Raw genomic sequence first — 22,700 nt, forward strand, 5'->3', positions numbered from 1 at the left:
GTTAACGAGGCAGCAGCGACTGGACTTCCGCCAGCGGCTCCGCAGTCAGTTGTTCGATCAGTGCCTGATTGAGTAGCGCCGTGCTGGCGGCATCGATCAGCGCGAAGCGGGCATCCAGCAATTCCTTCTGGGCCGCGATCCAGTCGATATAGCTGTAACGACCGCGCTGATAGGCATCACGGGTCTGTACCAGGGCTTTGTCCAGCGCCGGCAGGACCTCGACCCTGATCTGCTCGACAGCCTTCACGCTGCTGCGATGGGCCTGCCAGGCCTCGAACAGCCGTGCGCGCAAGGCCAGCAACGAGGCCTCCCTGCGGTACTGCACCTCGTCACGGGCAGCCATCGCCGATTGGACCTCGCCGCGATTGCGCGTACCGGAAAACAGTGGGACCGAGATACCTGCAGTCAACGCGGACTCGTTCACATCCTCGAAACGACGTACGCCAACTTGCCAACCCACGTCGGCGACTGACTGGCTTTGCGCCAGTTGCAGCTCGGCCTCGCGCAAGCGCGCCTCACCGGCATAGACCTCAATCGTCGGACCGGCGGCAACCCGCTGATACAGACTCTCAAAGTCGGAAACCGCATCGAACTTGAACAGATCGCCACTGAGTTTCGCAAAGTCGGGGCCTTGCCCGCCCCACGCTGTAGCCAGAACCATCTTGCGACTCGAATACTCGGCGGATAGCGCCTCCTGCTCCATCTTGGCGTTGGACAGGGCGGCCTTGGCGCGCAGCGACTCTGCCTCCGGAGCCGCCCCTTGGCGCACCCGCTGAAGAACCAGACGCTGATTCTCCTCGGCCAGACGCACGGCCTCCGAAGCGATCTTGAGCTTCTCCTGCAGAACCAGAGTCGTAATGAAGTCCTGAGTCACCCGCCCCAGCAGATCCAAGGCCTGAGCACGCTGCTCCGCCTCCGCCAGGGCATAGTTGGAATCGGCGACCGCTAAGCGCTGCCCACGCTTGCCGCCCAACTCGATCACGGAAGACAACGAAAGGGTGAACTCGGCACTATCGAACTTTGAATAGTCGCCGCTGCCGAGCACGTTCTCGCTATCCAAACCGACCGACCAGGCGGGAGCCTGATCCGCCGTATAGCGCTGCCCATCCAGAGCCTGGAAACGCCAGCGAAACACTTGTAGTTCCGGATTGCGCTGCATGGTGCGCAGCGTGGCATCGCCAAGCGTCAGGGATGTTTCGGGGGCGGCATGAGCAAAACCTGCCGGTAGCAATGCCAGGGCTATAAGCAGACGCGCTCGGCGCGCGAAGTGCAGGCACGCTGCGACCTGAGTAGGCATAAGTAGACCTCTTTGATCATCAAATGAATTCCGTCAAGAACTGTAGTGGAAATCAAACGATGGGAGGCCTGTAGATATCGAGAGGCGGCCGCGAGCGAGCCCCAAAGAGAGGGGCAGGACTATGAATCCGGCCACGGCTAAGGGAAAAGTCAAAGCCTGCTGAAGTCAAACCAAAATGCGACGAGTGTCCATGACATCCACAACCGATGTCACAGAAGGCCCCTGCATCCATATCGGACAGATCCGTGCTGACGACGCCGGAATCTATCGAAGCCAACGAATCGTTAACTGCAACGGTACAAGCACCGCAGGCCGCTTCAGTCACATGAGAGGTATCCTTGGCATTGGTACCCGCCATGAAAAGCTGCAAGAAGAGAACCGTCGCCAGAACAGCGACAATCATCATCTTTTTGTTCCAGCTGTCCACATGCGTAGAAATGCTCACGGAGCCCAGACACCCTATTTCTGCTTGCCTACTCAAGAGAAAGGCTCGGGTGGCAAAAATGCGCAGCCCCAAGCCTCACAACAATGATACCCCACGACATCTAGAGCCACGCAAGGGAAAGCCAGGGATTTCTCGAGAAAGTTGCTACCCAATCCGCCCCCAAAATCCTGCACCAGGCCTGATCCTTCAGCCAGGTTCTGCGACGAAAGTCTCAGCCGGCGGGGCCACAGCGCACAGTTTCAGCACCATGCCCCTGCCTATAATCGGCGCATACCTATACCAACGAGTTCTGCCGGAGTTACCCCCATGACCCAAGCCAATGACAGGCTGATCGGCCCCGTTCCCGCCAGCATCGTCAACAGCGCACGTTCCAGCGTGGCCCCCTACGAGGGGCGGGTCGGGGAATACAACGTGGCGGTCTGGCTGCATCTGCCGGGGCTGGCCAATCTGCCGGTATCGCTGATGGTGCGCTACCGCGATGGCAGCCAGGTGCGCGAAGTGGCGGTGGATCATGGCAAGGTCAACGCGCACCACAAGGTGATGCTCTCCGGCATCGCCCGCCTGCCGATGAAGAGCAAGATCGAGGACATGCAGGTCCGCCTGCGCTCGGCCGTACCGGCACAGCCCCTGATAGTCGAGGAATTGTTCGTGCAGGCCGTGGAACTGCAGGAAAGCGCGAATCGCCAGGCGCTGGCCTGAACCCGCCGCAGGTTGCCCACCCCCGCTTCGGCGGGGGTTTTGTTTTGGGGCCTCAGAAAACCCCGAAACGCACCACGGAGCTGGGCTTGGGCGGCTCGCTCTCCTCGGCCGCCTGGCGCGCCAGGGCCGCCAGCGACTCGGGCCAACGGGCGAAACGCAGGCCGGTGATGCGGTTCAGGCGCTCCAGTGCATCCTCGGAATCCCGCGGCTGCAGGGGCACCACTTTGTTCTTGCTACTGCTCATCCACACGACATCCCTGAGTCATTCAGGCTGCTGGCCGTCTGCCAGCACATGGCTGGGTAGTTGCCAGAAGCGTGCCAGCCATCCCTGGCCGGTATTGCGGCGCTTCAGCGCCCTTGCAGCCCCGTGGAGCCGGCTGCACCTCGCCCTAAACTGACTTTTTTCGTCACCCTTGGCAAGCCCTCACTCCCTGGCCCGCAGCCACTGCGCCAGGCTGCCGCCGAACAGCGCCGCCTGTTCCTCGTGCAGCATCTCCAGGGCGTTGCGCAGGGCCGGGTATCAGACCTCGTCGAGCCGCTCGGGCAGTTGCGCCGGCCGCGGCAACGGCCAGGGACTCTGACCGAGCAGGCGATGCAGGCTGTAGTGTTCCAGATCGCGGCACAGCACCCAGCCGCCGCCACTGGCACGGCAGACCAGCTGCTCGCGCTCGAGAAAGTCGACAATCTCCTCCCACTCATCCTCCGGCAACAGCCAGCCCTCGCGCTGCACATCGGCGTGCCGCACCGCCAGGCCACCCTGCTGGCTGTCGTGGAACACCCGCAGTACGCCGAGCAGCACCAGCAGACGCGGCAGCGCGCGGCGGCGCCAGGTGCGCGACGAGGACAGGTTGCACACCAGCTCGGCACCGAACAGCACGATCAGCCAGGACAGGTAGACCCACAGCAGGAACAGCGGCACCGTGGCGAAGGCCCCGTAGATCAGCTGGTAGCCGGGGAAAAGGCTGACGAACAGGCCGAACAGCGCCTTGGCCACCTCGACCAGCAGGGCGACGAAGGCGCCGCCCAGCAGCGCGTGGCGCAGCGGCACCCGGGCGTTGGGCACCGCCGAGTAGATCAGGGTGAAGGCCGCCGTACTGAACAGCAACGGAGCGAAGGCCAGCAGGGTCTTGGCTCCGATCAGCGCATCCGGGCCGGACAGCAGCGACAGCGAGGTGATGTAGGTGGTCACGGCGAAACCGGCGCCCAGCAGCAGCGGCCCCAGGCTGAGGATCGCCCAGTACAGCAGGAAGCTGGAAATGCCCCGGCGTGGCTGGCGCACGCGCCAGATGGCATTGAAGGTCTTCTCGATGGTCACCAGCATGAAGAAGGCGGTCACCGCCAGCAGCGCCACGCCGACCCAGGTCAGCTGCCGGGCCTGGGCCGTGAAATCGCGCAGGTACTGTTGCACCGTCTCGCCCGAGGATGGCACGAAGTTGCGAAAGATGAAGTTCTGGATCTGCTCGCCGGTGTCCTGGAAGGCCGGGATCGCCGAGAGCATGGCAAAGGTCACGGTCATCATCGGCACCACGGCGAACAGCGTGGTGTAGGTCAGTGCCGCGGCACTGTTGATGGCGCGATCGGCGAGGAAACGCTGCAGCAGGAAACGCCAGAACTCCACCAGATCATCCAGCCGCTGACGCATGCCCTCTCCTTAGCCCGTTTCGTGCTCGACGCGGCTAGAATAGCGCCCTCATTCGCCGATGGGCACCCGCCATGACCGATCTGACCCTCTACCACAACCCGCGCTGCTCCAAGTCCCGCGGCGCGCTGGAGCTGCTCGAAGCTCGCGGCCTGGCGCCGACCGTCGTGCGCTACCTGGATACCCCGCCCAGCGCCGACCAACTGCGCGCCCTGCTGGCCAAGCTCGGCATCGCCCCGCGTGCCCTGCTGCGCACTGGCGAGGACGAGTACAAAGCGCTCAACCTGGCCGACAGCAGCCTGAGCGACGAGCAACTGATCGCCGCCATGGTCGCCCATCCCAAACTGATCGAGCGCCCCATCCTGGTCGCGGGCGAGCGCGCCGTGATCGGTCGGCCACCGGAGAAGATCCTGGAGCTGCTGGCATGAGCACGCCCTATATCCTGGTGCTGTATTACAGCCGCCATGGCGCCACCGCCGAGATGGCCCGGCAGATCGCCCGCGGCGTGGAGATGGCCGGCCTGGAGGCGCGTCTGCGCAGCGTGCCGGCGGTATCCAGCGAGTGCGAGGCGGTTGCCCCGGGCATTCCTGCAGAGGGAGCGCTCTACGCCGAGCTGGATGACCTGCGCCACTGTGCCGGCCTGGCCCTGGGCAGCCCGACCCGCTTCGGCAACATGGCCGCGCCGCTCAAGTACTTCCTCGACGGCACCAGCAGCCTGTGGCTGACCGGTGAACTGGTCGGCAAGCCGGCCGGGGTGTTCACTTCCACCTCCAGCCTGCACGGCGGCCAGGAGAGCACCCTGCTGTCGATGATGCTGCCGCTGCTGCACCACGGCATGCTGATCACCGGCCTGCCCTACAGCGAAGGCGCCCTGCTGGAGACTCGTGGCGGTGGCACGCCCTACGGCCCCAGCCACCATGCCGGCGCCGATGGCAAGCGCAAGCTCGACGACCACGAAATCGCCCTGTGCCGCGCCCTCGGCCAGCGCCTGGCGAGTACCGCGAAGCAACTGGAGACCTCCCGTGGCTAAAACGCCCAAGCCCCTGCCCAGCCTGGAATGGCTGGCCCCGCGCCTGAAGCTGAGTCGCGCCCTCGCCCTGTTCAGCTTCTTCGCCCTGCTGGCACTGCTACTGGTATGGAACCTGGCCTTCGCCGACCTGCACGGCGCGCGCATCTGGGTCGTCCTCAGCATTCAGCTGCTGCCGCTGCTGCTGCTCGCCCCCGGCCTGCTGCTGGGCAACGCCCGCGCGCACGCCTGGGCCTGCTTCGTGGTGAATATCTACTTCATTCAGGGCGTGCTGGCCGCCATCGACCCGGCTCGTGCCCTGTTCGGCGCGCTGGAGACGGTGATCAGCCTCGGCCTGTTCTGCAGCGCGCTGCTCTATGTGCGCTGGAAGTTCCAGTACGACCGCAAGCTGGCGGGCGAGTGAGAAAGGACAAACCTGGGCCTTACCAGCCCAGGGTTTCCTTGAGGAAGGGAATGGTCAGCTTGCGCTGCGCCTGCAGCGAAGCCTGATCGAGGCGCTCGAGCAGCTCGAACAATGCGCTCATGCTGCGCTCGCCACGGGTGAGGATGAAGCGCCCCACTTCGTCGGTCAGGTGCAGGCCGCGGCGCGAGGCGCGCAGCTGCAGGGCGCGCAACTTGTCCTCGTCGGACAGCGCGTGCAGCTGGAACACCAGCGCCAGGGTCAGGCGTGACTGCAGGTCGGGCAGCTGCACCGACAGCTCGCGCGGCGACACGCTGGCCGCCAGCAGCAGGCGCCGGCCGGAGTCGCGCAGGCGGTTGAACAGGTGGAACAGCGCCTCTTCCCAGTCCGCGCGGCCGGCCACGGCATCCAGATCGTCTAGGCAGACCAGCTCGGACTGGTCCAGACCATCGAGCAGCTCGGGGCCGTAATCCGCCACCTCGCCCAGTGGCAGATAGACCGCCGCCTCGCCACGCTGCTCAAAGCGCAGGCAGGCCGCCTGCAGCAGGTGGCTACGCCCCACGCCTTCACCGCCCCAGAGATAGATCAGGCTCTCGGTCCAGCCGGCATCGGCCTCGCACAGCCGCTCGACGTAGCCGAGGGCCGCCGCGTTGGCACCGGGGTAGTAGTTGGCGAAAGTGGCGTCGTCGCGCAGGCGCACGCCAAGGGGCAGCTGGACTGGTTTCATGCACTGGACGGCGGTTCTTGCGAATCGCCGGAAGACTCTCCGTAAAGGTCGGAAAGTTTATAGAAATCATGAGCATGGCGCAGCAAAACCATGATGACCGCGGCCACCGGCAGGGCCAGCAGCACACCAGTGAAGCCGAACAGCTGGCCGCCGGCGAGGATGGCGAAGATCACGGCTACCGGGTGCAGGCCGATGCGATCGCCGACCAGCATGGGCGTGAGCAGCATGCCTTCGAGCAACTGGCCGATGCCGAACACCACGGCGATGCCGATCAGCGGGTAGAGTTCGAAGCCGCTGTACTGGAACAATGCGGCGACCACCGCAGCGCCGAAGCCGACGATGAAGCCCATGTAGGGCACGATGCTGGCCAGGCCGGCGAGCAGACCGATCAGCAGGCCCAGCTCCAGCCCCACCACCATCAGGCCGACCGAGTAGATACCGGCCAGCGCCAGCATCACCAGCAGCTGGCCACGCATGAAGGCACCGAGCACCTCGTGGCACTCACCGACCAGGCGCACCACCAGCCCTTCGCGGGCGCGCGGCAGCAGGTTCTGCAGCTTGGCCAGCATCAGGTCCCAGTCGCGCAGCAGGTAGAAGGCCACGACCGGGATCAGCAGCAGGTTGCCCAGCCAGCCGAGCAGTGCCAGGCTCGAGGCGGTGGCCTGGGCCAGCAGGCCGCTGACGATGTCGGTGGTCTTGCCCAGATGCCCGGACAGCGCCTGCTTGAGCTGATCGAAGCGCCAGAAGCCCTCGGCCAGGCCGAGCTGCGCCTGCACCCAGGGCAGTGCCTGGTGCTGCGCCCAGTCGAGGCCCTGCGGCGCCAGCTCGTAGAGGCGCACCAGTTGGCGACCGAGCATAGGGATCAGCACCAGCAGCATGATCAGCAGCAACAGGCTGAACAGCGCAAAGACGATGACCACGCCCCAGGTCCGCGACAGGCCGCGCTTCTCCAGGCGATCCACAATCGGATCGCCCATGTAGGCCAGCAGCATGGCCACCAGGAAGGGTGACAGGATGGGGGTCAGCAGGTAGATCAGCCAGCCGCACAGAAACACTCCGGCCAGCCACAGCCAGCGGCGCGAATCGGTCATCTCAGGCACTCCGTCGCTATTGAGGGGGATTTACCAGCGGAAACGCATCAGGTTGGCCGGTGCCGCCGCGGGGGTGGCCTGCGGGTTGCCGCCGGCATCCAGCGGGGCGGCATCGGCCGGCACTTCCTGCAGACCGGCCAGCGCCAGCTGGGCGCGCAGCTGCTCGGCGCTGGCATTGACCTGCCACACCAGCAGATCGCCGCTGGCGCGCAGCAGGCGCGCGGCAAAGGGTTCGAGCAGACGCTCCAGTTCGGCGAAACGGCCGAGGTTGGCGCCCTGCACTTCCAGGGTCAGCGCACTGGCAGCGCCCGGCTTGACCAGGAAGCGCGGCGCCAGGCGCTCGCTCACGGCCAGCAGCACGGCATCGGCCAGGGCTTGCTGATCGGCGCCCTGGGCCTTGCCCTGCTCGCGCGCATCGCCCAGCCACAGACGCCACTCGGCCTGCCACTGGCCGCCATCCTCACGGGCCTGCACGGCCAGCAGCGCATCGGCGGCATAGCGCTCGGAAGGCTCGCGCAGCGCGTCCGGTTGCGTGGCACCGAGGCTTTCCGGCGTGGCGGCCAGCTGCTCCTGCAGGTCGGCCAGCGGCAGGCGCAGCGGCAGGCCACGGTGCTGGGCGGCCTGTTGCAGCGGCGCGGCGGCTTCCTGACCATCGCCAACCAGGCTGGCGCCCTCGGCACTGCTGTTCAGCCACCAGGTCAGGATCGCCGGGCGGTTGGCGCCCCACAGCGGCAGACCGGCTTGGCGCAGTTTGTTCTCGGTGGTCAGCGGATCGAAGTCCACCACCAGGGTCTCGCCCTCGTAGACATACTGGCTGACCAGTTGCTGCGGGTCCTGGCGCACCCCTTCCAGCGCCGGGCTCTGCAGCGCCTTGGCGTCACCGGTCAGACGCAGCACCAGGGTCTCCAGGGCGCGGTTGAGTGCGGCGCTGCGCTCCTCCGGCTGCTGGCTGGTCACGGCCTCGCGCACCTGATAGAGGCCGCTGACCGGCGCAGCCAGGGCCGGCAGGCTGAACAGCGGGAGGCAGAGGGCAAACAGGCGGGCGGACAGGCGCATCGATCGGGTCTCGGCTGGAAAGGCTGTGCCTGAGCGGCACGCGAAGGGCTATACCTTAAACAGCCGCCTGCCCCCCGGCAACCGTCGCGCCCGGTGGCCGCTGGCGGGCAAGCCTGATAAAATCGCGCGCCTTCGCGGACCGGCCCGCTGCCGCACCGGTCGCCCACAGCATTCTCCCTTTCTAAAGGCCCGAACCCATGAGCAAGCAACCCTCCATCAGCTACAAGGATGCAGGTGTCGACATCGACGCCGGCGAAGCCCTGGTCGAGCGCATCAAAGGCGTGGCCAAGCGCACCGCGCGTCCGGAAGTCATGGGCGGCCTGGGTGGTTTCGGCGCCCTGTGTGAAATCCCCGCCGGCTACAAGCAGCCGGTGCTGGTGTCCGGCACCGACGGCGTCGGCACCAAGCTGCGCCTGGCCCTGAACCTGAACAAGCACGACAGCATCGGCCAGGACCTAGTCGCCATGTGCGTCAACGACCTGGTGGTGTGCGGCGCCGAGCCGCTGTTCTTCCTCGACTACTACGCCACCGGCAAGCTGAACGTGGACGTGGCCGCCACCGTGGTCACCGGCATCGGCGCCGGCTGCGAACTGGCCGGCTGCTCCCTGGTCGGTGGTGAAACCGCCGAAATGCCGGGCATGTATGAAGGCGAAGACTACGACCTGGCCGGTTTCTGCGTCGGTGTGGTGGAAAAGACCGAGATCATCGACGGCTCCAAGGTGCAGACCGGTGACGCGCTGGTCGCCCTGCCCTCTTCCGGCCCGCACTCCAACGGCTACTCGCTGATCCGCAAGATCCTCGAAGTGTCCGGCACCGACATCGAAGCCACCGAGCTGAATGGCCAGAAGCTGGCCGACCTGCTGATGGCGCCGACGCGCATCTACGTCAAGCCGCTGCTCAAGCTGATCAAGGAAACCGGCGCGGTGAAGGCCATGGCCCACATCACCGGCGGCGGCCTGCTCGACAACATCCCGCGCGTGCTGCCGCAGGGCGCCCAGGCAGTGATCGACGTGGCCAGCTGGACCCGCCCGGCGGTGTTCGACTGGCTGCAGGAAAAAGGCAACGTCGACGAGCACGAAATGCACCGCGTACTGAACTGCGGCGTCGGCATGGTCATCTGCGTGGCTCAGGACCAGGTCGAGGCCACCCTGGCCAGCCTGCGTGCTTCCGGCGAAACCCCGTGGGTGATCGGCCAGATCGCCCAGGCCGCCGAGGGTGCCGAGCAGGTCGTGCTGAACAACCTGAAAGCCCACTGATGGCCGACTGCAATGTCGTGGTGCTGATCTCGGGGTCCGGCAGCAACCTGCAGGCCCTGATCGACAGCATCACCCAGGACGGCAATCCGGCGCGCATCGCCGCGGTGATTTGCAACCGCGCCGATGCCTACGGCCTGGTCCGCGCGCAGAACGCCGGCATCCCGACCCGGGTGCTCGACCACAAGCAGTTCGACGGCCGTGAGGCCTTCGATGCCGCGCTGATCGAGGCCATCGACGGCTTCGACCCGCAGCTGGTGGTGCTGGCCGGCTTCATGCGCATCCTCACCGGTGACTTCGTGCGTCACTACGAGGGCCGCCTGCTGAATATCCACCCTTCGCTGCTGCCCAAGTACAAAGGCCTGCACACCCACCAGCGCGCGCTGGAGGCTGGCGACCGCGAGCATGGCTGCAGCGTGCACTTCGTCACCGAGGAACTCGATGGCGGACCACTGGTCGTACAAGCCGTGGTGCCGGTAGAGTCTGACGACACGCCGGAAAGCCTGGCCCAGCGCGTGCACCGCCAGGAACACCATATCTACCCCCTGGCCATGCGCTGGTTCGCCGAAGGCCGCCTGAAGCTGGGTAAGACCGGCGCACAACTGGACGGCAAGGACCTGCCGGCCACCGGACACCTGATCCGCCCATAGGAGATTCCATGCCCCGCGTTCTGCTGATGCTGCTCGCCCTCCTGGCCCTGCCGGTGCAGGCCCTGGAACTCAAGCCCTTCTCCGCCAGCTACACCGCCGACTGGAAGCAGGTGCCGATCAGCGGCACCGCCGGACGCAGCCTCAAGGCCCTGGACAACGGCCGCTGGGAGCTGGACTTCGAGGCCTCCATGCTGGTCGCCAGCCTCAAGGAAACCAGCACCCTGCGCATGGAAAGCGATGCCTTCCTGCCGCTGACCTACCGCTTCGATCGCAGCGGCCTGGGCAAGTCCAAGCAGGTCGAGCTCGACTTCGACTGGACCGAGAAGCAGGTGCTGGGCAACGACCGCGGCGAGCCGGTGCGCTTCCCGCTCAACCGCGGCCTGATGGACAAGTCGACCTACCAACTGGTGCTGCAGCACGACGTGGCAGCCGGCAAGCAGAGCGTGAGCTACCAGGTGATCGACGGCGACGAGATCGAAACCTACGACTTCCGCGTACTCGGCGAGGAGCGCGTGCGTACCAAGGCCGGGCTGATCGACGCGATCAAGGTCGAGCGCGTACGCGACCCGACCCAGAGTAGCCGCAAGACCGTGCTGTGGTTCGCCAAGGACTGGAACTACCTGCTGGTGCGCCTGCACCAGGTGGAGAAGGACGGCAAGGAATACCAGATCATGCTCAAGGACGGCCAGGTCGACGGCCGCACCGTCAAGGGCCTCGCCGAGTAAGGCGCGCCGCCTAATGCCAGAAGCCGGGCACGTCCCGGCTTCTTTGTGTTCACAGACAGGAAAAAGCCGGGCAAGCCCGGCTTTTTCATTACCACATCAGATCATCGGGAATCTGGTAGGCGGCGTACGGATCATCCTCGTCCGGCCCTTCGCTCTGCACGTTGAGCAGGACGATGCGCTGCGCGTCGCGCTCCTGGATCTTCAGCGCCGCCTCGCGCGGAATCACCTCGTAGGCGCCGCCATGGCGGACAATGGCCAGCGAGCCACGGCTCAGCTTGTCGCGCATCAGGTTGTTCACCGCGATGCGCTTGACCTTCTTGTCGTCGACGAAGTTGTAGTAGTCCTCGCCATTGATCTTGGGCAGGCGGCTGGTCTCGATCAGCTGCTTGATCTGCGCGGCGATGGCCTTCTGCTGGATCTTCTCCTGCTGCTGGCGGTTCAGCTCCTGGTCGCGGGCCTGCTTCTCGGCCATGGCCTGCAGGGCGGCCTGCTTCTGCGAATCGTCAACCTCGACCTGGTTCTTCTTCTCCAGGCGCTGCTGCTTCTGTTTCTGCTTGCCGGCCTGCTTGGCCTGCTTTTCATTGACCAGGCCGGCTTTCAGCAGCTGGTCGCGGAGGGAAAGGCTCATGGGGTTCTCATCACTCAGCAGCCAGGCTGCAGTTTTTCCAGTTTCTTGGCTTCGCCCCAAAGGGCATCCAGCTCTTCCAGGCTGCAATTCTCGATGGGCCGGCCGGCTTCGCGCAATGCCTGTTCGATATGGCGGAAGCGCCGCTCGAACTTGCCGTTGGCCGCGCGCAGGGCAGCTTCCGGGTCGACCTTGAGGTGTCGCGCCAGGTTGGTGACGACGAACAGCAGGTCGCCGATCTCCTCGGCGATGGCCCCGGCATCGTTCTCGCTCATGGCCTCCAGCACTTCGTCGAGTTCGTCGCGCACCTTGTCCACCACCGGCAGCGCCTCGGGCCAGTCGAAACCGACCTGGGCCGCGCGCTTCTGCAGCTTGGCGGCACGCGACAGCGCCGGCAGCGCCGTGGGCACATCGTCGAGCAGCGACAGCTGCTCCGGCGCCGCGGCCTTCTCGGCCCGTTCCTCGGCCTTGAGTTCCTCCCAGCGCTGCTTGACCGCCGCTTCTTCCAGCTTCGCCACATCCGGCGCGCCGTACAGGTCGCCGTCAGGGAACACGTGTGGGTGGCGGCGAATCAGCTTGCGGGTGATACCGTCGACCACCTGGGCGAACTCGAAGCGCCCCTCCTCCCTGGCCAGCTGGCTGTAGTAGACGACCTGGAACAGCAGGTCGCCCAGCTCGCCGGGCAGATGGTCGAAGTCGTCACGCTCGATGGCATCGGCCACCTCGTAGGCCTCTTCGAGGGTATAGGGCACGATGCTCGCGTAGTTCTGCTTGAGGTCCCAGGGGCAGCCGTGCTGCGGGTCACGCAGACGGGCCATCAGGTGCAGCAGGTCGTCGAGTTGGTACATGGGTCATTCAATCCGTAGGGCGGGTGCAACCCGCCACCATTCCGAGCGCGGGTTTCACCCGCCCTACCTACTCCCAAAGGGAGAGGGAGTTACTAACTCAATTGCTGCTGCGGTTGCGCCGCGCCTCGATGATGTTGGGCAGCTGGGAGATGCGCGCGAGCAGGCGCGACAGCGCGTCCAGCCCGGGAATCTCGATGGTCAGCTGCATGGAGGCGGTGTTGTCCTCCTTGTTCGAGCGGGTGTTCACCGCCAGCACGTTGATGCGCTCGTTGAGCAGCACCTGGGTCACGTCGCGCAGCAGGCCGGAACGGTCGTAGGCCTTGATGACGATATCCACCGGGTAGGTCTGCACCGGCACCGGCCCCCAGCTGACCTGGATGATCCGCTCCGGCTCGCGTCCCTCCAGTTGCAGCACCGAGGCGCAGTCCTGGCGGTGAATGGAGACGCCACGGCCGACCGTGATGTAGCCGACGATCGGATCGCCCGGCAGCGGCTGGCAGCAGCCGGCCATCTGCGTCAGCAGGTTGCCGACGCCCTGGATCTGGATATCGCCGCGCTTGCCCGGGCGCGGTGCACTGGCGCGGCGCGGGATCAGCTCCAGCTGTTCGTTGCCACGCTCCGGCTCGACCTGCTGCTGGGCCAGGTTGACCGCATGGGCCAGGCGCAGGTCGCCGGCACCGAGGGCGGCGTACATGTCCTCGACCGTCTTCAGGTTGCACTTTTCCGCCAGCTTGGCGAAGTCCACCGCGGCCAGCGCCAGGCGCGACAGGTCGCGCTCGAGCATGGCCTTGCCGGCGGCGACGTTCTGCTCGCGGTCCTGCAGCTTGAACCAGTGGACGATCTTTGCCCGCGCCCGGCTGGTGGTGATGTAGCCCAGGTTGGGGTTGAGCCAGTCGCGGCTGGGGGCGCCGTTCTTGCTGGTGATGATCTCCACCTGCTCACCGGTGTGCAGGCTGTAGGTCAGCGGCACGATGCGCCCGTTGATCTTGGCGCCGCGGCAGTTGTGGCCGATCTGGGTGTGCACGCGGTAGGCGAAGTCCAGCGGCGTGGCGCCCTTGGGCAGGTCGATGGCATGGCCGTCCGGAGTGAACACGTAGACCCGGTCCGGCTCAATGTCGACCTTGAGCTGCTCGGCCAGGCCACCGATGTCGCCCAGCTCCTCGTGCCACTCCAGCACCTGGCGCAGCCAGGCCATCTTCTCTTCGTAGTGGTCGGAGCCACCCTTGGCGTCGGTACCCTTGTACTTCCAGTGGGCACACACGCCCAGCTCGGCCTCTTCATGCATGGCATTGGTGCGGATCTGCACCTCCAGCACCTTGCCGTCCGGGCCGATCACCGCGGTGTGCAGGGAGCGGTAGCCGTTTTCCTTGGGGTTGGCGATGTAGTCGTCGAACTCCTTGGGAATGTGCCGCCACAGGGTATGCACGATGCCGAGCGCGGTGTAGCAGTCGCGCACTTCCGGCACCAGCACGCGCACCGCGCGCACGTCGTAGATCTGGCTGAACTGCAGGCCCTTGCGCTGCATTTTCCGCCAGATCGAATAGATGTGCTTGGCGCGGCCGCTGATATCGGCCTTGATGCCGGTGGCGGAGAGTTCGTCGCGCAGCTGCTTCATCACATCGTTGATGTACTGCTCGCGGTCGAGGCGGCGCTCGTGCAGCAGCTTGGCGATCTGCTTGTACTGCTCCGGCTCCAGGTAGCGGAAGGAGATGTCCTCCAGCTCCCACTTGATATGGCCGATGCCGAGGCGATGGGCCAGCGGCGCGTAGATGTCGAACACCTCGCGGGCCACGCGCAGGCGCTTCTCGTCGTCGGCATGCTTGACCGCGCGGATGGCGCAGGTGCGCTCGGCCAGCTTGATCAGCGCCACGCGCACGTCGTCGACCATGGCCACCAGCATCTTGCGCAGGTTCTCCACCTGCGTCTGCGAGCCGACCACCACCGACTCGCGCGGGTTGATGCTGTTGCTGATGGCGGCCATGCGCAGCACGCCTTCGATCAGCTTGGCCACCACCGCGCCGAACTTCTCCTGCACCACCTTGAGCGTGGTCTTGCCCTCGCGCACGGCGCGGTAGATCACCGCCGCCACCAGGCTGTCCTGGTCCAGCTTGAGGTCGGCGAGGATCTCGGCGATCTCCAGGCCGGTCTGGAAACTGGAGTTGCCCTCCGCCCACAGGTTCTGCGCGGCATTGGCCTGCTGCTCGACCTCGCGGGCGAACTCGCAGGCCACCTTGAGGGCCTCGCGGTCGAGCGCCGGGTCGACGCTCAGCGTATGGTCCAGCCAGGCCTCGAGGTTGATGCTGCCGTCGAGGTTGATCGGCTGGTGTGCTCTGACCTGTACCATTTTCTGCCTTCCCTACGGCGAGTCACGCCCCGCCGGATTAGCTCTGACCTTCTCTGGGCCAGTCGGATTACAAGGGCTTCCTAGCCCCTCTCGAATAACGCCATCGCCTCCACATGTGCCGTCTGCGGGAACATGTCGAGAATCCCGGCCCGCTTCAGCCGGTAGCCCTGCCGGACCAGCTCGGCGGCATCGCGCGCCAGGGTCGCCGGGTTGCAGGACACATAGACCAGGCGCTGCGCGCCCAGTCGGTGAATTTCCTTGACCACCTCGAACGCGCCGTCACGCGGCGGGTCGAGCAGTATCGCGGCGAAGCCGCGGGCGGCCCAGGGGGCGCCGGCCAGCGGCTTCGACAGGTCGGCCTGGAAAAAGTGCAGATTGCCCAGGCCGTTGGCCGCGGCATTTTCCCGCGCCCGCGCCACCATGGCCTGCACACCTTCAACCGCCACCACTTCGCCGACCCGCTGCGCCAGCGGCAGGGCGAAGTTACCCAGGCCGCAGAACAGGTCCAGCACGCGCTCACCAGTCTGCGGCGCCAACCAGTCTAGCGCCTGTTCGACCATGGCCTGATTGACCGCACCATTGACCTGCACGAAATCGCCTGGGCGGTACTGCAGCTCCAGGTTCCAGGGTTCCAGGCGATAGCCCAGGCGCTGCTCCGGCACATCGGGCTCGGGCTCGCCGGCACCGTGCAGCCACAGCTGCGCCTGGTGCTCGGCACAGAAGGCGCGCAGGCGCTGCAGATCGGCTTCACCCAGCGGCGCCGTATGGCGCAGCAGCAGGGCTGACTGGGTACCGTGGAACAGCTCGACGTGGCCGAGTGACTGGGGCTTGTCCAGCGTCCGCAGCAGCGCCGGCAGCGCGCGCAGGATCGGCTGCAAGGGCTGTACCAGCACCGGGCAGTCGTCGATGGCGACGATGTCCTGGCTGGCCGCGGCACGGAAGCCGACCTCCAGGCGCTTGCCCTTGACGTCCCAGCGCACGGCAATGCGCGCGCGGCGCCGGTAGCCCAGCTCGAGGCCGGTCAGCGGCGCCGCCCACTCATCCGGTTCGACGCCGGCCTGGCGCTGCATCTGTTCGGCCAGGCTGCGCTGTTTCAGGGCAAGCTGCTCGGCATGCGGCAGGTGCTGCAGGGTGCAGCCACCACAGCGGCCGGCATGCGCGCAGGCCGGCTCGCGGCGCAGCGCAGAAGGGATCAGTACACGTTCGCTGCGCGCCTCCACCACCTGGGCGCGGGCGGCCAGCACGCGTGCCTCGACCTCCTCGCCGGCCAGCGCACCGGCGACGAACCAGCTGCGTCCCTCGACGAAGGCGATGCCGCGACCGTCGTTGGCCAGACGCTCAATGCAGAGCTTCTGCTTCTTGCCGACCGGCACCTGGGTCTTGCGCTCACCACCAGCCGGCTGGAAGCGCAGGGATTTGTGCTTGGCCATGTCGGTTAATTGAACAGCCCGGAAGACAGGTAGCGGTCGCCGCGATCGCAGATGATCGCCACCATCACCGCATTCTCGGTCTCGCGCGCCAGCTTGAGCATGGCCGCCACCGCACCGCCGGACGACACGCCGCAGAAGATGCCTTCCTCGCGCGCCAGACGGCGCATCATGTCCTCGGCCTCGGCCTGGGAGATGTCCAGGACGCGGTCGACCCGGCTGGCGTCGAAAATGCTCGGCAGGTACGCCTGCGGCCAACGACGGATGCCGGGGATGGCCGAGCCGTCCTGCGGCTGCAGGCCGATGATCTCCACCGCCGGGTTCTGCTCCTTGAGGTAGCGCGAGGTGCCCATGATGGTGCCGGTGGTGCCCATCGAGCTGATGAAGTGGGTGACGGCGCCCTGGGTCTGGCGCCAGATCTCCGGGCCGGTGCTGCGGTAGTGCGCTTCGGGGTTGTCGCCGTTGGCGAACTGGTCGAGCACCTTGCCCTTGCCCTCGGCCTGCATGGCCAGGGCGAGGTCGCGCGCCACCTCCATGTTGTCCACCAGGATCAGCTCGGCGCCGTAGGCGCTCATCGCTGCCTTGCGCTCCTCGGTGGAGTTGCCGGGCATGATCAGGATCATCTTGTAACCCTTGATCGCCGCCGCCATCGCCAGGGCGATGCCGGTGTTGCCGCTGGTGGCTTCGATCAGCACATCGCCGGGCTGGATGTCACCGCGCAGCTCGGCGCGGGTGATCATCGACATGGCCGGGCGGTCCTTCACCGAGCCGGCCGGATTGTTGCCTTCGAGCTTCACCAGCAGGTGATTGCGCTCGGTGCCGGGCAGGCGTTGCAGGCGGACCAGCGGGGTGTTGCCGATGCAGTCGGCGATGGTGGGAAACTGCAGGGTCATGGCGAAGCGGGCCATCCGTTCGTGAAACAGGTGCGCCATGATACCGGCAAACCGCCGCCGACCATAACGGCGCTACATGCCAGGCAACACTTGGCGCACTAAACGCCCGCCAGCCGGCAGAGCAGCCACACCAGCAGCGCCGGCCCCGGCCAGAGCAGCGCCAGGCGCGGCTGGTAGGGCAACAGCAGGACCAGGGCGAAGCCGGCCAGGCTGATCTGCCCGAACCAGCCCACCGGCCCCATGGCCCATCCCCAGGTCGCTACGCTGGCGGCAAAGCTGGCCGCCAGCAACGCCCAGCCGAGCAGGCGCAAGGCGCGGCGCCGCCCGGGCGGCGGCAGACGTTGCCAGACCTGCTTGTAGTGACGTTCCAGGCCCTGGCACAGCGCGGCCATGCCGGCATAGGCGAGCAGCAGCCCGGCGAAGAAAGCGCTCAGCATCTCAGTTCACCTCCGCCAGCGGGCGCGCCGCCCGGCGCGACAGTGGCTGGGCGCCACGCTGGCCGATCCGCCGCGCGGTCCAGGCCAGCAACAGGCCGATGCCCGCCGCCGTCAGTTCCAGCAGCAGATGCCCGCTATCGGCCCAGGGCCGCTGCAGGGTCAGCGCACTGAGCAGTGGCAGCCCCAGGCACAGCAGCGCCGCAACGCCCAGCTGTTCGCGCCAGGCCTGCAGGTGCGGGCGGCACCAGCCGTGTACCAGGCTCAGCGCCCAGAGCGCGAAGAACAGGCGCAGCTCCCAGCCGGCGCGCTGGGCCAGCTCCACCGGCAACAGGCGGTTGACCCATAACAGGCCGATGCAGGCCAGCACCAGGCCGGCGACCACCGCGACATTGAGCCCCTCCACCAGGCGATGGCCGAAGTCCCCCGCCCTGCCCTCCTCCAGGTACTTGCGCCGGCGCTTGACGGTGAACAGCACCAGCCCGCTGGCGATCATCGCGCTGCCGACCAGGCCGCAGAAGAAGTACAGCCAGCGCATCGGGTAGCCGCCGAACTGGGCGAAGTGCAGGCCGAACATCACCCGCTGGGTCAGCACCGTGGGGCGCAGCTGCGGCGGGCCAGCGAGCAGCGCGCCACTGACACCGTCGAACACCATGTTGTGGCCCTTGCTCAGGGCGATGCGGTTGCCCAGCACGCGGCGCACCTCGATGCGCGCATCGGCGCGGCCGGGGTGCTGGATGCTCAGACCTGCAAGCGGCCCCATGCGCTGTTCGGCCTGCTGCAGCAGCGGCGCGAGCGCCACCAATGGCGCCGCCGGGGCGCGGCTGGGGCCATGGCTGTGCGGCGGCGCCTGGATCTGTTCCGCGAAGAAGGCTTCGGCATCGCCGTCGTACAGCGCCTGCAGCGCCGCCGGGACATAGATCAGGCCGAAGATGATCAGCCCGGTGTAGACGATCATCAGGTGGAACGGCATCAGCAGCACGCCGGCGGCGTTGTGCGCATCCAGCCAGGAACGCTGGCCCTTGTTCGGGCGGAAGGTGAAGAACTCCTTGAACAGCTTCTTGTGGATGACGATGCCGCTGACCAGGGTTGCCAGGGTCGCCAGCGCCACCAGGCCGACCACCCAGATGCCGATCTGCCGCGGCAGGTTGAGGGTGTAGTGGAAGTGGAAGAAGAAGCTGCCACCGGCCGCCTCGCGCACCTTGAGCGGCTCGCCCGTGCGCGGGTCGAGATCGGTGCTGATGCCGCGGCGGCGGTCGCCGGCGGTCACCCGCAGGCCCGGGTCACGTTCGCTGGGCAGGGCGATGTTCCACGCCCCGGCATCGGCGTGATGACGCTGCAGGTAGGCCAGCGCATGCTCGGCGGCCTGGGCGATCGGCACCTCCTGGCGCTGGATCTCCGGCTGCATCCAGTGGTCGATCTCATGGTCGAACACCGCCAGGCTGCCGGTGAGGAAAATGGCGAACAGCGGCCAGCCGAACAGCAGGCCGCCCCAGGTGTGCAGCCAGGCCATGGCCTGGGTCAGGGTCCGTTTCTTCATCCCAGACGCTCCAGCAGTTGCGGCCAGAAGCCGATCAGCGCCAGCGGTATCGCCAATGGCAGGCTCAGCCAGGCGCGCCAGGCATCGCGCGCGGCGAAAGCCCAGAGCACGGCCAGGGTGTAGACGACGAACATCGGCAGGCTGGCAACCAGCAGTGCGTCGATCCGCTCCAGGGGCAGCAGGCGTGCCAGGCAGGCGGTGAAGGCGTAGGTAAAGGCATAGCCACCAAATACGGCGGCCATGGCACGGGCAAACACGGCGTTCATCGACGGCCCTCCAGCGGCGCCAGGCCGGCGAGCAGACGCAGGGCCGGACGCAGCGAAGCAGCCAGCATCGGCCCGTGGCCCAGGCCGGCGAACGTATGGAACTCGGCGTCCAGCCCGGGCAGCGCATCCAGGCGCTCGGCCAGCCGTTGCGGCGCGTCCGCCGGCAATGCCGCCATCGCTCGGGACCGCGCGGAATCGGCAGCGAGCTGTGCGCCTGACGGGCGCTCATCGCTGCCGCGCAGGATCAGCAGCCGCGCCGCGGCCCCCGGAAAGTCGCGGTGACGCTGCAGCAACAGACCGGACTGCCACCACAGCGACGGGCTGGCGGCGATATAGAAGTGGAAGTCGGCCGGCGCGCTGAACAGGCTGTCGAGCACATACAGACCGCCCAGCGAGTGCCCCCACAGGCCCTGACGCGCCTCGTCCACGGCGACCCGGCGCGCCACCTCGGGGCGAATGCGCTGCACCAGCAGGGCGCGGAACGCCGCCGCGCCGCCGCTGGGCCGACCGCCCAGCATGGGGTCCGCAGCACCAGGCCCGGCAGGCGGCGCCGGGGTGTAGTCGAACATGCGTGCGTCCAGATCCAGGCGCTGCTCCGTGGCCGGGCCGATCAGCACCAGCAGCGGTGGCGTGCCCTGCTCCTCCAGTTCGGCCAGCCAGTCCTCGCGCAGGGCGGCCAGGGCGGCATTGCCGTCGAGCAGGTAGAGCACCGGATAACCGCTCGCCGGGGCGGCGCGCCGGGGAATGCCCAGACGCACCCGGTAGTGGCGCTGGCCGTCGGCCGAGGCCAGCTCGAAGTGCTCGAAGCGGTAGTGGGCCGAGCCACGCTCGACCAGGGTAGCGCCGAGGTGCTGCTCGGCTGCGGGCCTGGCCAGGGCGACGGGCGCCAGCAGGCTCAGCAGGGCGAGCAATGCGGCGATCGGGGCACGCATGCGGATACCTCTCAAGGAAAGGCCCCGCCGAGCCTTAGCCGGGCGGAGCCGAAGGCCCGCCGCAACGGCGGGCAAGGAGCAAGGGCTGGATCAGAACGAGGCGGTGACCGACGCGAAATAGGCGCGCCCCGGCTCGTTGTAGGTGTTGGCACCGGCGTCGTTGGCGTTGCCTTCGCGGTAGATCTGCTTGTCGAGCAGGTTGCTGATGCCGACGCGCAGGCTGTAGTTCGAGTTGAACGCGTAACCGGCGCTGACACCGACCAGGCCGTAGGGGTCGAGGTCCTGCTGCGCGTCCGCGTCGATCGCCTGACCGGTGCGGCGGTTCAGGCTTGGTGCCTCCTGCTTGCCGTAGTAGGTGCCGGTCAGTTGCAGCGACAGCTGCTGGGTCACCTGCCAGTCGAGGCTGCTGTTGAGGGTGTATTCGGGAATCACGCTCAGCGGCTCGCCGGTCTGCTTGTCCTCGGACTCGAGCATGTAGGTGAAGTTGGTGTTCCACTCCAGCTGCGGGCTGAGCGCGACGAACAGGTTGCCCTCCACGCCCTCGACCACGGCCTCGTCGGTGTTCTCCCACTGCAGCACGCGGCGCCCGTTGCTCAGGCGGGTGATGTACTGGTTGCTGCCGACGATCTTGTTGCGATAGTCGTTGCGGAAATAGGTGGCGCTGGTACGCCAGCTGCCCTTGTCGAAGGCCAGGCCGATTTCCTTGTTGATGCTGGTTTCCGGTTCGAGGTCCGGGTTGCCCACCAGGTAGCAGCCGCCGCTGTTGCTTTCGCTGGCATTGCAGCCGTTGCCACGGCTGTACAGCAGGTAGCCGGGGTTGGACTGGTACAGGTTGGGCGTCTTGTAGGCCCGGGCGATACCGCCCTTCAGGGTCAGCTCGTCGGTCAGCTCGTGCGAGGCATTCAGGCTCGGGCTCCAGTTGCCGCCGTACTCTTCGTGGTCGTCGAAGCGCAGCCCGGGGGTGACGATGGTACGGTCGCCCAGCTGGATATTGTCCTCGGCGAACAGCGCGTAGCTGTGCGCGGTGGTCTTGGTCTGGTCACGGCTGAAGCCGGGGATATCGCCGCTGTTCGGGTCGAAGCTCTGCTCGCGCAGCGAGCCCGGATCGTTGAGCGACTCGTACAGGTACTCGCTGCCCAGGGTCAGCACCTGCTCGAGGCCGGCGCTCAGCGGCAGGTTGACCTCAGCGTTGGCGCGGGTGTTGCGCAGGCGCGACATGAAGGCCCCGGCGCCCTCGCTCGGTGCACCCTCGGGGCCGCCGGCCAGGCCTTCGTTGAGGCGCCAGTTGCGCGTGTAGTCGTAGCTCAGCGAGGCCTTGGAGCTGCCCCAGTCGAAATCGCCCTTGTGGGTCAGCGCGTAGTTGCTGCGCTGCATCACGTTGGTTTCATGGCCGTACAGGCTGTTGATGAACTCGGGGTTGCCACCGCCGTTGTTGTTCATCGTGTCGCCGGCGTAGATGTTGCCCTGGCGGCTGTAGCCGGCTTCCAGGTCGAGGCTCTGCTCGGGGTTCAGCTGCCAGCTGAGCAGCGCGTTGATGTCCTTGTTGCGCACGCCCTCGCGCCCGGAAACCAGGGCATCCTCGCTGGCCTGGTGCGCGGCGTTGATGTCGGCATCGTCGGCGTCGGTGGTGCTGGCGCCACCGTACAGGCGGAAGGAGAACGCCTCGCCGAGCGGACCGCTGAGGCTGAAGTTGGTGCGCTTGCTCATGCCCTCGGCATCGTCTTCCGGCAGCGAGGTGTAGGCGGTGATGGAGCCGCTGAGCTTGTCGGTCGGGCGCTTGGTGATGATGTTGACCACCCCGCCCATGGCTCCCGAGCCATAGCGCGCGGCGGCCGGGCCACGCAGGATCTCGATGCGTTCGACCTGCTCGGCCGGCACCCAGTTGGTCTCGCCGCGGGTATCGCGGTCGCCGTTCCAGCCATAGCGCACGGCATTGCGCGAGGTGGACGGCTGGCCGTCGATCAGGATCAGGGTGTTTTCCGGGCCCATGCCGCGCAGGTCGATCTGGCGGTTGTTGCCGCGATTGCCACTGGTGCTGTTGCCGGTCAGGTTGACCCCGGGCTCGCGGCGGATGATCTCTGCCAGGTCGTTGGTCGGCGGCAGCTTGCGGATGTCCTCGGCGGTGATGATGGAAACGCCCGGCGCCTGCTTCAGCTCCTCCTCGGCGGTTCCCAGTACCTGGGTTTCCTGTAACAGCACGGCCTGCTCGGCAGGCGCCGCGGCATCAGGCGCAGCCTGCAGCGAGGTGGCCGTGGCGGCCAGCAAGGCCAGGGTCAGGTGACTCAAGGTGAATCGCGCGGACATCGATCAATCTCCTGAAGACAAGGACAGGCGCGGGAGAGGATCGAGGGCTGGCAGTGCCGAGGCGACCATGCTCCGCGC

Annotated in this window: 23 protein-coding genes and 1 pseudogene; 8 read left to right on the forward strand and 16 right to left on the reverse strand. The window is 66.9% G+C overall.

What is annotated here, in order from left to right; all coding sequences use genetic code 11:
- Nucleotide 1: 1 nt before the first annotated feature.
- Nucleotides 2–1,297 (reverse strand): TolC family protein, encoded by a 1,296-nt coding sequence (locus tag PA6_RS09475; RefSeq protein WP_021700686.1) that lies wholly within the window; start codon nucleotides 1,295–1,297, stop codon nucleotides 2–4.
- Between the two features lie 190 nt (nucleotides 1,298–1,487).
- On the opposite strand from PA6_RS09475, the gene PA6_RS23385 reads away from it, so the two are divergent.
- Both PA6_RS23385 and PA6_RS09480 read left to right on the forward strand, forming a co-directional pair.
- Nucleotides 1,488–1,829 (forward strand): hypothetical protein, encoded by a 342-nt coding sequence (locus PA6_RS23385; protein WP_021700687.1) that lies wholly within the window; start codon nucleotides 1,488–1,490, stop codon nucleotides 1,827–1,829.
- Between the two features lie 219 nt (nucleotides 1,830–2,048).
- The gene (locus PA6_RS09480) at nucleotides 2,049–2,441 is read left to right on the forward strand and encodes a hypothetical protein (protein WP_021700688.1); all 393 of its coding nucleotides are present in this window, start codon (nucleotides 2,049–2,051) and stop codon (nucleotides 2,439–2,441) included.
- A gap of 52 nt (nucleotides 2,442–2,493) precedes the next feature.
- On the opposite strand, the gene PA6_RS09485 is transcribed toward PA6_RS09480, so the two are convergent.
- On the reverse strand, nucleotides 2,494–2,685 hold the full coding sequence (locus tag PA6_RS09485; protein WP_021700689.1) for a hypothetical protein: 192 nt from the start codon (nucleotides 2,683–2,685) through the stop codon (nucleotides 2,494–2,496).
- Between the two features lie 180 nt (nucleotides 2,686–2,865).
- Nucleotides 2,866–4,083, reverse strand: a pseudogene (locus PA6_RS09490) (YihY family inner membrane protein).
- Nucleotides 4,084–4,154: 71 nt separating this feature from the next.
- Between PA6_RS09490 and arsC the strand changes: the two are divergent.
- Genes arsC through PA6_RS09505 form a run of 3 tightly spaced genes read left to right on the forward strand, consistent with a single transcriptional unit; the run spans nucleotide 4,155 to nucleotide 5,510 of the window.
- A complete protein-coding gene (gene arsC / locus PA6_RS09495; RefSeq protein WP_021700691.1) occupies nucleotides 4,155–4,508 on the forward strand; it encodes an arsenate reductase (glutaredoxin) in 354 nt (117 codons plus the stop codon).
- The gene (gene wrbA / locus PA6_RS09500; RefSeq protein ID WP_021700692.1) at nucleotides 4,505–5,110 is read left to right on the forward strand and encodes an NAD(P)H:quinone oxidoreductase; all 606 of its coding nucleotides are present in this window, start codon (nucleotides 4,505–4,507) and stop codon (nucleotides 5,108–5,110) included. The genes arsC and wrbA overlap by 4 nt, the downstream gene beginning before the upstream one ends.
- Nucleotides 5,103–5,510 (forward strand): DUF2069 domain-containing protein, encoded by a 408-nt coding sequence (locus PA6_RS09505; protein WP_021700693.1) that lies wholly within the window; start codon nucleotides 5,103–5,105, stop codon nucleotides 5,508–5,510. The genes wrbA and PA6_RS09505 overlap by 8 nt, the downstream gene beginning before the upstream one ends.
- A gap of 19 nt (nucleotides 5,511–5,529) precedes the next feature.
- Here the strand turns inward: PA6_RS09505 and hda are convergent, their stop codons facing one another.
- From hda to PA6_RS09520, 3 genes are read right to left on the reverse strand one after another with little or no spacing between them, the layout of a single operon-like run.
- Entirely contained in the window at nucleotides 5,530–6,234 is a 705-nt protein-coding gene (gene hda / locus PA6_RS09510; protein WP_021700694.1) for a DnaA regulatory inactivator Hda, read from the reverse strand.
- On the reverse strand, nucleotides 6,231–7,325 hold the full coding sequence (locus PA6_RS09515) for an AI-2E family transporter (RefSeq protein WP_021700695.1): 1,095 nt from the start codon (nucleotides 7,323–7,325) through the stop codon (nucleotides 6,231–6,233). Before PA6_RS09515 ends, hda begins: the two co-directional genes overlap by 4 nt.
- A 30-nt stretch (nucleotides 7,326–7,355) precedes the next feature.
- Complete coding sequence (locus tag PA6_RS09520; RefSeq protein ID WP_021700696.1) at nucleotides 7,356–8,381, reverse strand: DUF2066 domain-containing protein; 1,026 nt, start codon at nucleotides 8,379–8,381, stop codon at nucleotides 7,356–7,358.
- Between the two features lie 197 nt (nucleotides 8,382–8,578).
- Between PA6_RS09520 and purM the strand changes: the two genes are divergently transcribed.
- Genes purM through PA6_RS09535 form a run of 3 tightly spaced genes read left to right on the forward strand, consistent with a single transcriptional unit; the run spans nucleotide 8,579 to nucleotide 11,009 of the window.
- Entirely contained in the window at nucleotides 8,579–9,637 is a 1,059-nt protein-coding gene (gene purM, locus PA6_RS09525) for a phosphoribosylformylglycinamidine cyclo-ligase (protein ID WP_021700697.1), read from the forward strand.
- Nucleotides 9,637–10,284 (forward strand): phosphoribosylglycinamide formyltransferase, encoded by a 648-nt coding sequence (purN, locus tag PA6_RS09530; RefSeq protein ID WP_021700698.1) that lies wholly within the window; start codon nucleotides 9,637–9,639, stop codon nucleotides 10,282–10,284. The genes purM and purN overlap by 1 nt, the downstream gene beginning before the upstream one ends.
- Nucleotides 10,285–10,292: 8 nt before the next feature.
- A complete protein-coding gene (locus PA6_RS09535) occupies nucleotides 10,293–11,009 on the forward strand; it encodes a DUF3108 domain-containing protein (protein WP_021700699.1) in 717 nt (238 codons plus the stop codon).
- Between the two features lie 88 nt (nucleotides 11,010–11,097).
- Here the strand turns inward: PA6_RS09535 and PA6_RS09540 are convergent, their stop codons facing one another.
- The 10 genes from PA6_RS09540 to PA6_RS09585 all read right to left on the reverse strand — a co-directional run bounded on the left by PA6_RS09540 (nucleotide 11,098) and on the right by PA6_RS09585 (nucleotide 22,622).
- A complete protein-coding gene (locus PA6_RS09540; RefSeq protein WP_021700700.1) occupies nucleotides 11,098–11,637 on the reverse strand; it encodes a DUF2058 domain-containing protein in 540 nt (179 codons plus the stop codon).
- A gap of 14 nt (nucleotides 11,638–11,651) precedes the next feature.
- Nucleotides 11,652–12,482 carry a nucleoside triphosphate pyrophosphohydrolase gene (mazG, locus tag PA6_RS09545; protein WP_021700701.1) on the reverse strand — a complete coding sequence of 277 codons (831 nt, stop codon included), beginning with the start codon at nucleotides 12,480–12,482 and terminating at the stop codon, nucleotides 11,652–11,654.
- A gap of 97 nt (nucleotides 12,483–12,579) precedes the next feature.
- Nucleotides 12,580–14,826 (reverse strand): GTP diphosphokinase, encoded by a 2,247-nt coding sequence (relA, locus tag PA6_RS09550; protein ID WP_021700702.1) that lies wholly within the window; start codon nucleotides 14,824–14,826, stop codon nucleotides 12,580–12,582.
- A gap of 80 nt (nucleotides 14,827–14,906) precedes the next feature.
- The gene (rlmD, locus tag PA6_RS09555; protein ID WP_021700703.1) at nucleotides 14,907–16,256 is read right to left on the reverse strand and encodes a 23S rRNA (uracil(1939)-C(5))-methyltransferase RlmD; all 1,350 of its coding nucleotides are present in this window, start codon (nucleotides 16,254–16,256) and stop codon (nucleotides 14,907–14,909) included.
- Nucleotides 16,257–16,261: 5 nt separating this feature from the next.
- Nucleotides 16,262–17,146 (reverse strand): cysteine synthase CysM, encoded by an 885-nt coding sequence (gene cysM, locus PA6_RS09560; RefSeq protein WP_043216498.1) that lies wholly within the window; start codon nucleotides 17,144–17,146, stop codon nucleotides 16,262–16,264.
- Between the two features lie 98 nt (nucleotides 17,147–17,244).
- Entirely contained in the window at nucleotides 17,245–17,583 is a 339-nt protein-coding gene (locus tag PA6_RS09565) for a DUF3325 domain-containing protein (protein ID WP_021700705.1), read from the reverse strand.
- A gap of 1 nt (nucleotide 17,584) precedes the next feature.
- A complete protein-coding gene (locus tag PA6_RS09570; RefSeq protein WP_021700706.1) occupies nucleotides 17,585–19,120 on the reverse strand; it encodes a PepSY-associated TM helix domain-containing protein in 1,536 nt (511 codons plus the stop codon).
- A complete protein-coding gene (locus tag PA6_RS09575; protein WP_021700707.1) occupies nucleotides 19,117–19,386 on the reverse strand; it encodes a hypothetical protein in 270 nt (89 codons plus the stop codon). The genes PA6_RS09570 and PA6_RS09575 overlap by 4 nt, the downstream gene beginning before the upstream one ends.
- The gene (locus PA6_RS09580) at nucleotides 19,383–20,318 is read right to left on the reverse strand and encodes an alpha/beta hydrolase (protein WP_021700708.1); all 936 of its coding nucleotides are present in this window, start codon (nucleotides 20,316–20,318) and stop codon (nucleotides 19,383–19,385) included. The genes PA6_RS09575 and PA6_RS09580 overlap by 4 nt, the downstream gene beginning before the upstream one ends.
- A gap of 90 nt (nucleotides 20,319–20,408) precedes the next feature.
- Nucleotides 20,409–22,622 carry a TonB-dependent siderophore receptor gene (locus PA6_RS09585; protein ID WP_021700709.1) on the reverse strand — a complete coding sequence of 738 codons (2,214 nt, stop codon included), beginning with the start codon at nucleotides 22,620–22,622 and terminating at the stop codon, nucleotides 20,409–20,411.
- Between the last annotated feature and the right edge of the window lie 78 nt (nucleotides 22,623–22,700).

Source organism: Aquipseudomonas alcaligenes NBRC 14159, from assembly GCF_000467105.1.
Lineage (GTDB): Bacteria > Pseudomonadota > Gammaproteobacteria > Pseudomonadales > Pseudomonadaceae > Aquipseudomonas > Aquipseudomonas alcaligenes.